At 38.7% G+C, this 13918-nt stretch carries 11 protein-coding genes; 6 read left to right on the forward strand and 5 right to left on the reverse strand.

Translation table 11 applies throughout. From position 1 onward, the window contains the following. Positions 1-15: 15 nt before the first annotated feature. Positions 16-1824 carry an aconitase/3-isopropylmalate dehydratase large subunit family protein gene (locus tag ACTB0Y_RS11280; RefSeq protein ID WP_463206926.1) on the reverse strand — a complete coding sequence of 603 codons (1809 nt, stop codon included), beginning with the start codon at positions 1822-1824 and terminating at the stop codon, positions 16-18. Between the two features lie 361 nt (positions 1825-2185). Between ACTB0Y_RS11280 and ACTB0Y_RS11285 the strand changes: the two genes are divergently transcribed. Further along, on the forward strand, positions 2186-3079 hold the full coding sequence (locus tag ACTB0Y_RS11285; RefSeq protein WP_463206927.1) for an EamA family transporter: 894 nt from the start codon (positions 2186-2188) through the stop codon (positions 3077-3079). Positions 3080-3091: 12 nt separating this feature from the next. On the opposite strand, the gene ACTB0Y_RS11290 is transcribed toward ACTB0Y_RS11285, so the two are convergent. Then, entirely contained in the window at positions 3092-3712 is a 621-nt protein-coding gene (locus ACTB0Y_RS11290; RefSeq protein WP_057953639.1) for an L-threonylcarbamoyladenylate synthase, read from the reverse strand. Positions 3713-3721: 9 nt separating this feature from the next. Next, complete coding sequence (fsa, locus tag ACTB0Y_RS11295; RefSeq protein WP_324066918.1) at positions 3722-4378, reverse strand: fructose-6-phosphate aldolase; 657 nt, start codon at positions 4376-4378, stop codon at positions 3722-3724. A 264-nt stretch (positions 4379-4642) separates the two neighbouring features. On the opposite strand from fsa, the gene rpsO reads away from it, so the two are divergent. From rpsO to ACTB0Y_RS11320, 5 genes are all read left to right on the forward strand, one after another. Then, a complete protein-coding gene (gene rpsO, locus ACTB0Y_RS11300) occupies positions 4643-4912 on the forward strand; it encodes a 30S ribosomal protein S15 (protein WP_057954892.1) in 270 nt (89 codons plus the stop codon). Between the two features lie 60 nt (positions 4913-4972). Further along, positions 4973-7087: a polyribonucleotide nucleotidyltransferase gene (gene pnp / locus ACTB0Y_RS11305; protein WP_463206928.1), complete on the forward strand. Its 2115-nt coding sequence runs from the start codon at positions 4973-4975 to the stop codon at positions 7085-7087. A gap of 103 nt (positions 7088-7190) precedes the next feature. Further along, complete coding sequence (locus ACTB0Y_RS11310) at positions 7191-9233, forward strand: ComEC/Rec2 family competence protein (protein WP_463206929.1); 2043 nt, start codon at positions 7191-7193, stop codon at positions 9231-9233. A gap of 126 nt (positions 9234-9359) precedes the next feature. After that, the gene (gene trkA, locus ACTB0Y_RS11315) at positions 9360-10700 is read left to right on the forward strand and encodes a Trk system potassium transporter TrkA (RefSeq protein WP_463206930.1); all 1341 of its coding nucleotides are present in this window, start codon (positions 9360-9362) and stop codon (positions 10698-10700) included. Between the two features lie 3 nt (positions 10701-10703). Further along, complete coding sequence (locus ACTB0Y_RS11320; protein WP_463206931.1) at positions 10704-12155, forward strand: TrkH family potassium uptake protein; 1452 nt, start codon at positions 10704-10706, stop codon at positions 12153-12155. Between the two features lies 1 nt (position 12156). On the opposite strand, the gene ACTB0Y_RS11325 is transcribed toward ACTB0Y_RS11320, so the two are convergent. After that, positions 12157-12852 (reverse strand): YjjG family noncanonical pyrimidine nucleotidase, encoded by a 696-nt coding sequence (locus tag ACTB0Y_RS11325; RefSeq protein ID WP_463206932.1) that lies wholly within the window; start codon positions 12850-12852, stop codon positions 12157-12159. 319 nt (positions 12853-13171) lie between these two features. After that, positions 13172-13918, reverse strand: coding sequence for a LytR/AlgR family response regulator transcription factor (locus tag ACTB0Y_RS11330; protein ID WP_463206933.1), 747 nt, complete (start codon positions 13916-13918; stop codon positions 13172-13174).

Genomic DNA, 13918 nt, shown 5'->3' on the forward strand with positions numbered 1-13918 from the left:
ACTTATTGGTTTTCATTAAAACAATCCACCTCTTTGGTATATTTCCATTTGTACTTCGCTAAAGGGTTTAATCTGGGTTTGTTTATTTTTTGTAAGGTTCTCCATCAGCCCTGTTTCGAAGTTTACTTTCACCCTGTCACCGGTTGAAAGGTCCAGTTTTGAAATATCATCATAAGCAAGAATGGGCATTGCAGCATTAATTGCGTTTCGTTCATAAATAGCACCAAATGATTCTGCAATTATGGCTTGTATACCAAGTACTTTAAAGCAGTCTACAGCTTGCTGTCGCGAACTACCGCTACCAAAGTTTTTACCTGTAACCACAATATCACCTGGTTCAGATTGTGAGGCAAATTTTTCGTAACCTTCAAGGTTGTCGAAGGCGTATTGACCCATTTCCTCGGGATCTGTAATAGATAAATACCGGTTATGGAAAATCATGTCAGTATCGATATTGTCTCTTTCAATAAACCAGACCCGGCCTTCAACCACAGTTTTTTTCTCATTTATGGCCTTGTCTTTTTCTGTTTTGCGTTTTGGTGCTGGTGCGTAATTGGTGTCGAAAAGTAAGGGTTCGTCTGGTATATTTTCAGGTGTGGTAATGTAACCAGCCACTGCTGATGCGGCTACTACAGGCGGCGAGGCCAGGTAAACTTCTCCTTTACCCTGTTTTCCCGGGAAGTTTCTGTTACCAGTGCTAATAGTAATTTCTCCGGGGCCATTTTGCCCTACCTGTCCGGCAGCACAGCCTGCACACCCGGCATTTGAGAATAATGCTCCTGCATTTTTAAAGATTTGTAACAGGCCGTCTTCTAAGGCCTGTTCCCAAACTTCATTTGTCGAAGGCACGATTTTAAATACAACACCCGGTGCAACCTGTCGTCCTTTGAGGATAGCTGCAGCAGTTCTCAGGTCTTCGATACGTCCGTTAGTGCAACTGCCAAGAAAAGCAGAGTCTATTTTTATTTTGTCTAATTTGTCGATATTTTGCGTATCATGTGGTGCCCCGGGCAGTGATACTTTTGGTGTGAATTTACTGATATCCAGGCTGATTTCCTGATCATATTCGGCATCTTTGTCTGCAAAAATGGGTTCTATCTTATGTCCTGCACGCTCTTCACTATATTTTAGGATTTGCTCTGAAGGCGGAAACATAAGTGTGATTGCACCCATTTCGGTTCCCATTGAGGCTATTGTAATGCGCTCATCGAGGGTTAGCTCATCAATAGCTTCGCCATAAAATTCCACCGAATATCCAAGTAGGGTGTTGGCCCCAAATTTTTCGAGCAGATTAAGGACAATATCTTTAGCAGTTACCTTTTCAGGGCGTTTGCCTTTAAAAATAAGTTTAATTGATTTTGGAGTTTTAAACCAAATCATACCATTTGCCCAGGCTGCAGCTATATCTTTATCGCCCATGCCCTGACCGAAGGCTCCTACAGCACCCAGTATGTTGGCATGAGAATCGGTAGTAATGGCTGTACGTCCTGAATATACCAAACCTTCGTGAATCATGGTATGGGTTCCGATCCCATTATCGATATCATAAACTTTTATGCCATATTCGCGGGCAAATTGTCTGCAAATTTGCTGGTTAACGGCATATTTCTGGTCCGATCCGGTCGGATTGGTATCAAAAGTAAAGAAGGTTTTATCCGGATCTACAATCGTAAGGTTGTTGTCTCTGATGTTTTTTACAACATTGGCACCACCAAAGTCTCTTGCAGCTCTTACATCAATTTCAATATCTACAATGTCTCCGGGTTTTACATCATATTTGGCAGAATGCGAAGCCAGTATTTTTTCAATTATTGTTTTTCCCATGGTAAGTTTGGTTTTGTTTTGTTTCAAACAAATATAATATTTTAGCCTTGGAAAAGGTAATTCTTTTAATATTTTGGCTAAGGCTATGATTATTATGACATTTTAAACCTGATGCTCTTGCAATAGGGAGTTCACAGAGCATGATCTGTGAAATTAAAATGTGGTATTGATTTAAAAAAAAACGATTTTTTTGATACTAATCAGAGATATTACGGAACAAATGAAACTTTTTGTATGTTTCATTGTTTGAATATAGCATCCAAAAAAAATATAGGTGTTGAATAGTTATTGGGATGCTGCGAGGAATGGTTAGTCACCATTCCTCTTTTTTTTTAGTTCTTATACAACAAAAAAAATAACTTTGCATGCACATTTTGAGCTTATGTGGTTTTATTTTGCTTTAGGTTCAGCTTTGTTATCTGCAATAGCGGCTATTTTTGAAAAGCGGGTGCTTTTTGAAACAGGAGCACTGTCGTTCTCATTTTTACTTGCTTTATTTAATGCCGTTTTTTCTTTGCCTTTTTTGTTCTTTATTGACTTGTCTGCCGTTACGTTGATCACATATTTGTATGTGGCGTTAAAATCTTTATTAGGGAGTATATCCTTCTTGCTGGTTATGTCTGGTATTAAACGTCTTGAATTGAGCAGTGCCCTGCCACTTTTGGTGCTGACACCGGGATTGGTGGCTGTGTTTGCCTGGATATTTTTGGGCGATATATTAACCGGAGCCGAAATATTTGGTATGATTTTGCTATTAGCCGGCACCTATATGTTGCAAACTGGTGGTTTTAGCAATTTGCTTAAGCCGTTGCGTATTACATTTATTAAAAAAGGATACTGGTATATTGTTGGAGCGCTGGCGGTTTTTACATTGACATCACTGCTCGATAAATGGTTGCTTAGTTCTTATAAGTTAAGTCCTGAGGTTTTTCTGCCTCTACAGCATTTTTTTATGGCTCTATTTTTTACGGTTTTTGCCGCTATAGGTAAAGTATTAAGGCAAGCATTACATTTCGATTTAAAAAAAGTGTGGCGATTGGTTCTGTTAGTGGCAGTTGTAACCATTTTATATCGTTATGCACACATATGGGCTGTAAAAACAGGTGCTGTGGCTTTGGCCCTTTCGGTAAAGCGCACGTCAGTTTTTTTTGCAGCACTTATTGGTGGGTATATCTTTAAAGAGGAGCGGTTAATGTTTAAGACTATAGCGATCTCAATAATGGTATTCGGAGCTATTATGGTTATATTGGATTAGTGGCCTAAGAAGTTATAGTTTGAGTTCTCCAATTCCTTCACGAATTATTTCTACACCGCCTGATGAGCAATCAACTACAGTTGAGGGTTTTATATGACCCAGTCCGCCATCAACAACCATATCGACCTGTTTTTCGTATTGCTCATAAATTAATTCCGGATCGGTTGTATATTCGAGTATCTCATCATCGTCTTTTACAGATGTAACAATTACAGCCCTCCCGAGTTCACCTACTATTTGTCGGGTAATATTATTATCGGGAATCCGTATCCCTACTGTCTTTTTGTTTTTCTTGAAGATTTTCGGGATATTATTGTTGGCTTCGAGTATGAAGGTGAAGGGTCCCGGGAGATTCTTTTTCAATAATTTAAAAATTTGATTATTGATAGGTTTACAATAATCTGAAAGTTGACTAAGGTTTTCGCATATAATTGAGAATTCAGCTTCTTTTAGCTTCAGCCCCTTAAGCCGGGCCATTTTCTCTAATGCACGCTCATTTTGAATATCACATGCCAGACTATACACTGAGTCAGTAGGCAATATTACTATTGCCCCTTCTTCAAGTATTTCGGCCACATTTCTTACAAGGCCCTGATCAGTTGCCTCCTGGTAGAGTTTAATATAGTCTGACATGTGCTAAAGCTATCCGTTAAGTTTTTTGTAATCAGCAAGGAATTTTTCTAACCCGGCATCTGTCAATGGGTGTTTTAACAGGCCAAGAATTGCATTCAGCGGACATGTAGCGACATCAGCACCGGCTTCAACACATTGTATAATGTGCATGGTGTGCCTGATAGATGCTGCCAGCACTTCAGTTTCAAATCCATAATAGTTGTACATGTCGGCTATTTGCCTGATTAGCTCTACTCCATCGGTAGAAATATCGTCAAGACGGCCAATGAAAGGTGATACGTAGGTTGCACCAGCTTTTGCAGCAAGTAATGCCTGGCCGGGTGAAAATACCAATGTGCAGTTTGTGCGTATTCCTTTGTCGGCGAAATATTTAATGGCTTTTATTCCATCTTTGATCATCGGAACCTTAACTACGATTTGCTCATGAAGTGCAGCTAAAGCTTCTCCTTCTTTAACAATGCCGTCAAAATCAGTAGCAATTACTTCAGCGCTAACGTCGCCATCAACAATGTCGCAAATGGTTTTATAATGGTTCTTGATATTGTCTTCGCCTTTGATGCCCTCTTTGGCCATTAAAGAAGGATTTGTTGTTACACCGTCCAGCACACCAAGGTCCTGGGCTTCGCGAATTTGATCAAGATTTGCAGTGTCAATAAAAAATTTCATGTTGTAACGTTTTTGTGTTGAAAAATTTATATAAAGCTAATGTGTCGGGCAAAAATATAATTTAATTAGGAATAAAAGACAATACTTATGCCAAAATAATAGCGCATAAAGTATGAAGCTCTTATGGGCGCTTACTTTTATAAGTATCAAACCAATACTCAAAAGCACAATTTTGGATTTTTATGTAGTTTTTGGTTGATTTTGTAAAAATTATTCTATCTTTGCGGTCTGTAAAATATGAAATTAAATAAGGTTAAGAGCGATATGAATTTGACAGTAGAAAAGAAAAGAGAGCTTTTCAAAAAGTTCGGTAAGGATGAGAACGACTCTGGCGCTACAGAAGCCCAAATTGCGCTTTTTACAGAACGTATTAGTCATCTTACGCAACATTTGAAAACAAACCGTAAGGATTTTGGTACGCAGCGTGCGCTACTTGCTATGGTAGGGAAGCGTCGTAGTTTGCTTGATTACCTTAAGAAGAAAGATATTGAGAAATATCGTTCCTTAATTAAAGAACTCAAGATTCGCAAGTAATAAAAAAGGCAATGGAAATTGCCTTTTTTTGTATATAATTACCAAATTAACAATTTTTATATGAACATTATTCAAAAAACAATTCCCCTGGCAGACGGCAGAGAAATTACGCTCGAAACAGGGAAGTTGGCCAAGCAAGCTGATGGCTCAGTTGTTTTGCGCTTAGGTGATACTATGTTGCTCGCAACAGTTGTTTCAGCTCAAGAGGCCAAAGAAGACGTGGATTTTATGCCACTCTCAGTAGAATACAAAGAAAAATTTGCAGCAGCAGGTCGTTTCCCAGGCGGGTTTTTACGTCGCGAGGGACGTCCGGGAGATAATGAAATACTTATTGCCCGTCTCGTAGACCGGGCGCTGAGACCATTGTTTCCTGATGATTATCATGCTGATACTTTTGTAACAATTGAGTTGATCAGTGCTGAAGCAGGAGTAATGCCAGATGCATTGGCCGGATTGGCAGCATCAGCAGCATTAGCCGTTTCAGATGTACCCTTTCACGGCCCTATTTCAGAGTGCCGCGTAGCCCGCATTGATGGGCAGCTTAAGGTTAATCCTACTTCCGAAGAGGTTGAAAATGCCGATATTGACCTCCTTGTAGGCGCAACCATAGACAATATCCTGATGGTTGAAGGCGAAATGGATGAGGTTAGTGAAGAAGAGATGATTGAAGCAATTGGTTTTGCTCACGAAGAAATTAAGAAGCAATGCCAGGTGCAAATTGAATTGGCTGAAGAATTAGGTACAACTGAAAAACGCACCTATTCGCACGAGGAAAACGACGAAGACCTTGAGAAAAAAGTCTGGGAAGAAACTTATGATAAAGTGTATGCTGTTGCACAAAAGGCAATGGCCGATAAGCAGGAGCGTTCGGAAGCTTTTGCTGCAGTGAAAGATGAATTTCTTGAGCAGTTTACAGAAGAAGATGAAGTTAATGAATCACTTATAGGCCGATACTTTCACGATGTAGAGAAAAAAGCTGTACGTAATCTCATTCTTGATGAGAAAATTCGCCTCGATGGCCGCAAAACAGATGAAATTCGACCCATTTGGAGTGAGGTAGATTATTTACCAACAGCTCACGGATCAGCCATCTTTACAAGGGGTGAAACTCAGTCTTTAACCACAGTTACGCTGGGAACCAAACTCGACGATAAAATAATTGATGAGGTGATGCGTCAGGGAAAAGATAAATTCTTGTTGCATTACAACTTTCCACCATATTCAACAGGTGACGCACGTCCGGCAAGAGGTGTTAGTCGTCGTGAAGTAGGTCACGGAAACCTTGCTCACAGAGCATTGAAACGTATGTTGCCCAATGACAATTTTCCGTATGCTGTTCGCGTAGTATCTGACATTCTAGAGTCAAATGGTTCGTCATCGATGGCTACCGTATGCGCTGGAACTTTGGCACTTATGGATGCTGGAATTCAGATTCGTAAGCCTGTGTCAGGTATTGCCATGGGACTAATTACAGATTCAGATGACCGTTGGGCTGTGCTTAGCGATATTCTGGGTGATGAGGATCATCTTGGCGACATGGACTTTAAAGTTGCAGGTACGCGTGATGGTATTTTGGCCACTCAAATGGATATTAAAGTCGACGGACTATCATTTGACGTGCTTAAAAAAGCGCTTGAACAGGCCAAAGCAGGTCGTCTGCATATACTTGATCGTATGGCAGAAACTATTGAAGAGCCGCGCAAAGCACTTAAACCACATGCACCGCATATTGAGCAAATGGTTATCCCAACCGAATCTATTGGTGCATTAATTGGCCCCGGAGGAAAAATTGTTCAGGAAATACAAAAGCAAACTAATACCACCATAGTTATCGAAGAGCGCGACGATAGCGGGTACGTTGAAGTGGTTGCTTCCGATCTTGAGGCCATCAATAATGCTATTGAAAGCATAAAAGAGGCCATCGGTATTCTTGAAGTTGGTGCTACTTACAAAGGAAAAGTGAAATCTATTCAAACCTATGGTGCTTTTGTAGAGATTACGCCGAATAAAGATGGGTTGCTTCATATTTCTGAAATCGACTGGAATCGCATTCGTAAAGTAGAGGATGTACTCGAAGTTGGTCAGGAAATCGAAGTAAAACTGTTAAATATTGACGACAATGGTAAGTTAAAGCTTTCGCGCAAAGCATTACTTCCAAAGCCTAATAAAAGCTAAAACCTTATATAGTTTATAAAGTGGCCGTCCATTAAATTTTGGACGGCCTTTTTTTGTTACTTACAATGCATTCATTTATTTTTGGTGCAAACAAGTTGATTGAATGCAGGATATTATTCGCAATAATCCGTTTCTGCGGTTGCTTATACCTTTCCTTGCAGGCATATTGCTGGGATTTTGCTTTAACTCATCCTTTGATGAGGTTACTACTTCTATCATTTACGTTCTGACGGGCATCTGGGGGTTTACATTATTGTTTGCAATAAACAGATTTATCTGGCTACAGGATCTGCTTATAATCTCGATATTCTTTTTATTTGGAGTTAGCCGCACTGCAGATACATATGTTGAGCCGCAACAATATAAAGATGAGGTGGTTTTTTCAGCTCAAATTTCTGATTACCCCGACAGTACAAAAAATAGTCTCAAATTAGAACTGGATTTGGGCTGGCAAATTACGGATTCAGGAAAACAAAAGATGAGGGGCAATGCATTTGTTTACCTTTCCAGGGAGGATTCAATGAGCCTCGATTTAGGCGATTACCTTTTATTGAAAGCTAAACCAGATTTAATTGCCAATCAGGGAAATCCTGGAGAGTTTGATTTCAGTAGCTGGGCTGCATCAAAAGGTTTTTTTTATCAGTTTTATGTGAATGATGAGAACTGGGTCAGGCTCAATAAAACCCCGGAATTTAATCTATCAATATATCTAAAAAAGCTTCGCCGGCAAATCTTTAATTATTATCGTAAGTCTGGCATAAGCGACAAACAACTGGCAGTTTTTTCGGCACTTACCCTCGGCGATAAATCTATGCTCGAACATGATTTGCGGCAAGGCTATGTGGCAGCAGGATTAATGCATGTGTTGGCTGTTAGTGGTTTACATGTCGGTATTATTTATCTTGTGATTTCGCATTTATTAAAACCACTTTCAAAAACCCAATGGGGCAAAATACTTCGGTTTATAATTTCAGTATCTGTGCTGTGGGGTTATGCAATGTTTACAGGTATGTCTCCCTCTGTTTCACGAGCTGCTACAATGTTTACAGTATTTGTAATCGGAGACTTGCTGGGTAGGCGCTATGCAATTTATAATTCCATTGCGCTTGCTGCATTTATTCTACTTTTTAATAATCCTATATTAATTGCCAGTGTAGGTTTTCAAATGTCTTTTCTTGCCGTTATTGGAATTGTAGGGTTTTACCCAATTGTTTACCGGTGGATTTACATTCCCTGGAAACCGCTCGACAAAATTTGGCAACTTATGGCAGTTTCTATTGCTGCCCAAATCATAACCACACCGCTTAGCTTATATTATTTTCATCAATTTCCACTGCTATTTTTATTGTCGAATTTATTAATGGTTCCATTGGCTACCTTATTAATGTATTTGTTCGTATTGCTACTGGTCTTTATGCCATTCCCTTTTATCGCTTTAAAAATAGGGCAGGTGGTAGATTTTTTTGCTTCATTAATGAATGCTTTTACGGGCTGGATAAAAGATTTAGGCTGGTCTACATTAAGCTCTGTGTACATATCTGATATACAGCTAGTATTACTTTATTTGTTAGTAGCTGTTAGTACATATTGGGGCATTAGAACCAATTATATGAATCTTAAGAAAGTTTTTATCGTATTGTTTTTATTTGTAATAACAGTTTTTTGGCAAAATTTCATACGAATAAATAATCATTCTTTTATAGTGTTTAATACTTTTGGAGAGCCATTAACCATGCAAATTAGCGGGCAAAACTACCAACTTTATAATCCTGATAGTATTGAAAACATAACCTGGTTCACCGATCCGCTTAAAGTAAAATTTGGACTTAATCATAGTGAAACCCGAAATGCTGAATTAGTCAATGGTTCGCCTTATGTTGTATGGGGTAAAATGCCAAATAGAGCCATTTTTTTCGATGCCGACCTCTATCCGGAGCATGAGAAAATTAAATGTAAATGGTTGGTCTTATCTTCTGGCAGTCCATTCAAATTATTGCCATTGCTTGAAAAAATCGAGGCCGTTAAAGTAATAGCTGATGCTTCTGTTTCACAATTTAAGGTAGAAAAGTGGCAGGAGCAACTCAAAGATTCTAATATTGATTTTCATAATGTTAAAAGTGACGGAGCGTTTGTCGCAAAATGGTGAAGGGCTTTTCATTGTTGATATAAAGCATTAAATTCAATGGCATTATTGTTTTCTAATTGAAATGAATTGTTTAATATTGCCCTGTTGTGGCTATTAAATTTTTGATTGCCTAATTAATTGAATACGATGAAGATAATAATTGCAGGTGTTGGTGAAGTAGGGATGTATCTGGCCAAAATGTTGGCAACAGAACACCATCAGATTGTGGTATTAGATACCCAGGAGGATAGACTGGAGGATGTTAGTACACATTTCGATGTGCTTACAGTGCAGGGTTCTGCGACATCTTTTGAGAAGTTAAAGGAGGCAGGCGTGAAGAATGCCGACCTTTTTGTGGCAGTTACACATGAGTTAGAGGTGAATATTACTGCATGTATTTTGAGTAAAAAATTAGGTGCGAAACGTACCATTGCACGCATCGATAATCGTGAATACCTGCTTCCAATAAATAAAGCTCAGTTTATAGCACTTGGAATTGATTCGCTAGTATATCCGCAGATGCTTGCTGCCAGAGAGATTGTAAATCTTTTGAGTCAGACGGGAACATCAGAGGTCTTTAATTTTTCAGGTGGTTCGTTGTCGCTTTTTGTGTTGAAGCTCGATGAAAATGCGCCAGTAATAAATAAAACTTTACAAGAGGCTGCGACGATTGATAATGAACTTATTTATCGTGCAGTTGCAATTTCGAGAGACGGCCAAACAATTATACCACGTGGTAATGATGTTTTTTTGCCTAATGATATTGTGTATGTAATTACCAATCAGAAAGGCGTCTCTAAAATGATGAAGTATTCGGGTCAGAAGAAACTTGATACGCATAACATTATGATTTTGGGTGGTAGCCGTATAGGTCGGAGAACAGCCATTACATTGCAAGAGTCGAGTAATGTTAAACTTATTGAGTTTGACAAGGAGAAATGCTTTCAGCTGGCCGATGAACTGCCTCGCGCCATGATAATTAATGGTGATGGTCGTAATATAGATCTGTTACGCGAAGAAGGGGTCGATAAGATGGATGTGTTTGTGGCTGTCACTGGAGATTCGGAAACCAATATTCTGACTTGCATACAGGCTAAACGGCTTGGTGTTCAGAAAACAATTGCGGCGGCAGAAAATACAGATTATATTAATTTGGCTGAAAACCTGGGCATCGATGCCATGATTAATAAAAAGCTAATATCGGCAAGTTACATTATGCGTTTTACAGTAAACGCTGATGTCCCCTCATTTGTATGCCTTACGGGCTCAGATGCTGAGGTGCTTGAATTTGTAGTGCGCCCGGGTGCCAAAATTACCAAGGCAAGTTTAAAGGAGGTGAATTTTCCAAAAGAAGCAATTATTGGCGGCGTAATTCGCGACAAAAAAGGTTTTATCGCACGCGGTAATACCCATATCATGGCCAATGACCGTGTTGTTGTGTTTGCACTGCCATCAATTATTCATCGGATAGAACGCTTTTTTAACTAGTTCATGCTTAATCGTAAGATCATTTTATTCATTCTCGGCATTTTGCTTCTAATCGAAGCTTTTTTTCTATTTGTTTCAGGGCTTGTTTCAATTGGGTTTGAGGGTACCGACGCCCCGGCATTTTTTATTTCGGGCGGGATTGCTTTTTTAGTTGGAGGTTTTTCATTCTATTACAATAGAAAAGCCAATAAAGAACTTGGTAAACGTGAAGGATTTCTAATTGTTAGCCTTGTTTGGGTTGTTTTCTCACTGTTTGGTTCATTACCGTTTATAATTAGCGGCGAAATACTTTCTTTTACCGATGCATTTTTTGAAACCATATCCGGGTTTACCACAACAGGAGCTTCAATTTTGAATGATATTGAATCCATGCCTCACGGATTGTTGTTTTGGAGAAGTCTCACACAATGGCTAGGTGGTATGGGGATTATTGTGCTTAGCCTTTCCATTTTGCCTTTTTTAGGAATAGGCGGGATGCAGTTGTTTAGTGCTGAAGTGCCCGGACTTACACCAGATAAGTTACACCCCAAAGTAAAGGAAACTGCTAAACGCCTATGGGTAATTTATTCACTTTTTACGCTTGCCGAGTTTTTATTATTGCTGGGTGGTGGAATGGGTTGGTTCGACGCACTTAATCATAGTTTTACCACAATGGCAACAGGTGGTTATTCTACAAAACAGGCCAGTATAGCCTATTTTAACTCTCCCTACATCCATTATGTGATAGCCATATTCATGTTTATTGCCGGTACAAACTTTACTTTATCATATTTTGCATTACATGGTAAGTTGAGCAAAGTCTGGAAAAACGAAGAGTTTAGATATTACTTGGGATTTGTACTTGCCTTTACCATATTGGTTACGTTAGGCCTTTATTACATTATGGATTCGTTGACACTCGAAAAATCTTTCCGTGATGCCTTGTTTCAGGTTGTCTCTATCGTAACTACAACCGGTTTTGCAACGGCTGATTATGCTGTATGGGGGCAGTTCTTGTTGTTTGTGATATTTGCATTAATGTTTTTTGGTGGCTCTGCCGGGTCAACAGGAGGTGGAATAAAAATAGTAAGAATTGTAGTGGTGATTAAAAACAGTTACTACGAGGTCAAACGCCTATTGCATCCCAAAGCCGTCTTACCTGTAAGGCTCAATAGAAAAGTTATGTCGGAAAAGGTAGTTATGAATGTGCTAGCATTCATTGTTTTTTATTTTGTCATTTTTGTGTTAGGTGTGGGCATAATGTCTTCCATTGGACTCGATTTTAAAACAGCTATGGGGGCGGTTGCAGCCTCACTTGGAAATATCGGGCCGGGTATTGGTGGTGTAGGGCCCACAGAAAACTTTGCCTTTATTCCTGATGCGGGTAAATGGTTTCTTGCTTTTTTAATGCTTTTAGGCCGCCTGGAACTTTTTACAGTTTTGGCAATATTGACACCTGTATTTTGGCGTAGTTAGTTTAAAGTATTTCAGTTAGTTCTTTTAGGGAGTAAATTGCTGGCCTTGAATTGAAAAGTGAATCGCGTCTGCCGGGGTTAAACCAAATATAATTCATGCCTGCTTTACTGGCGCCCAGAATATCAGTTTTTTCATCATCTCCAATCATTAAACTCTTTTCAGAATTTGTATCTGCTGTTTGTAGCGCATATTCAAATATTCTAACATCTGGCTTTTGAAAACCGACATCTTCTGAGGTTATAAGGTGATTAAAATATTGACCTATATTGCAATTTCTCAGCTTTCCGGTTTGCACCTCTTTAAAACCATTAGTTATGATGTGTAACTCGTATTTTTTATTCAAATAGCTGAGGGTTTCATGCGTATGTGGAAATAAATGTGTTTTTTGAGCACTTAGTTCCAGGTATAGTTGACCTGCAGCTTTCCCTTGCTGTTGGCTATCGAAACCAAGTGTCTTGAAAGTTTTGTAAAAGCGCTCGGTGGTAAGTTTTTCTTTTGTAATAAGGCCATTCCGGTATTTCTCCCAAAGCTGCTCATTTATTTTTTTATATGTAATGTGGAAGTTTTCCAGTGTAATATCACGGCTTTTGAGGTTGAAATGTGTGTGGATGTCTGCAATAGCCTCTTTAGCATTAGTTTCAAAGTCCCAAATGGTTCTGTCAAGGTCAAAAAACAGGTGCTGGTATGATCGATTCATAGCGCGTTTTTTCAAATTTGTAGTGCGTGGAATGCAAATTACGTGCAAATTTAAAAGAAAGAGGGGCATTTGTAACCAGCAAATGCCCCGGAATTTGAAATAAACCAACTAAAAACCAGACAATAATATGGTATAAGGATAGATTACCATAATGAATTTGTCTGGTTCAAATATATGTAAAAACCTATGACTATTTTGAGCGGATGTATTATCGGTTTTGTTAGATGTATAAACGGTTTTACTTTTTTAATATTCGGTATATTTTACCTTTTATAACAATGGTGCAGGTAGGTTTTGTGCTTGCACCACTGGTTCGGATTTATTGTGCGAGGAATACATTTATTGCTTCAAAGAATTCATTTATCTTTCTTCTGGAGATGTAAGCCAGGTTGTTGTCTACCATTTCTATGTAATTCTGGTTTTTGTATACCTTTTTTATATGTTTAAAGTTAATGAGGTGAGATTTGTGACAACGGAAAAAACTTGGTGTGGTCAACAGTTCTTCATATTCTTTAATTGAACGCGAAACAACTATAGGTTTATTATTTAGTGTGTATACCTTGGTGTAATTTCCTTCGGCTTCGAACTGAATTATATCATCGGTGTACACAATTTCAATAGAGTCCAGGGTACTTAATGCTATTCTTTGAGGTTTTTCATTTTCGATACTTTCCTGCAATATGCTAAGTTTGTCCGGATTGTTCTGGGCTTTTGAGCTATCAATGCGCTCAATTGCGTTTGAGAGCGTGTTGATATCTACCGGTTTAAGAATATAGTCTACTGCAGCGTATTTAAAAGCTTTTATTGCATATTGATTAAATGCAGTTATGAAAATAATGTCAAAATTTATATTGTCAATTCGGTCTAATAAATCAAAACCTGATCCATTGGGCATTTCAATATCAAGAAATACTACATCTGGATTGATATTGGATATTGTGCGGTGGGCATCGTCAATATTTGATGCTTTCCCTGCAACAATAATATCTTGTTTGCAGTTGTTTAGCAATATTTCAAGGGAATCAATTGCAGCTATTTCGTCGTCTACAATAACAGCTTTTAGCAT

The organism is Salinivirga sp., from assembly GCF_055145285.1.

Coding starts and splice junctions, on each gene's coding strand:
- ACTB0Y_RS11280 (WP_463206926.1), bottom strand. CDS start 1,824: ATGGGAAAAACAATAATTGAAAAAATACTGGCTTCGCATTCTGCCAAA.
- ACTB0Y_RS11290 (WP_057953639.1), bottom strand. CDS start 3,712: ATGTCAGACTATATTAAACTCTACCAGGAGGCAACTGATCAGGGCCTT.
- fsa (WP_324066918.1), bottom strand. CDS start 4,378: ATGAAATTTTTTATTGACACTGCAAATCTTGATCAAATTCGCGAAGCC.
- rpsO (WP_057954892.1), top strand. CDS start 4,643: ATGAATTTGACAGTAGAAAAGAAAAGAGAGCTTTTCAAAAAGTTCGGT.
- pnp (WP_463206928.1), top strand. CDS start 4,973: ATGAACATTATTCAAAAAACAATTCCCCTGGCAGACGGCAGAGAAATT.
- ACTB0Y_RS11310 (WP_463206929.1), top strand. CDS start 7,191: ATGCAGGATATTATTCGCAATAATCCGTTTCTGCGGTTGCTTATACCT.
- trkA (WP_463206930.1), top strand. CDS start 9,360: ATGAAGATAATAATTGCAGGTGTTGGTGAAGTAGGGATGTATCTGGCC.
- ACTB0Y_RS11320 (WP_463206931.1), top strand. CDS start 10,704: ATGCTTAATCGTAAGATCATTTTATTCATTCTCGGCATTTTGCTTCTA.
- ACTB0Y_RS11325 (WP_463206932.1), bottom strand. CDS start 12,852: ATGAATCGATCATACCAGCACCTGTTTTTTGACCTTGACAGAACCATT.
- ACTB0Y_RS11330 (WP_463206933.1), bottom strand. CDS start 13,918: ATGCTAAAAGCTGTTATTGTAGACGACGAAATAGCTGCAATTGATTCC.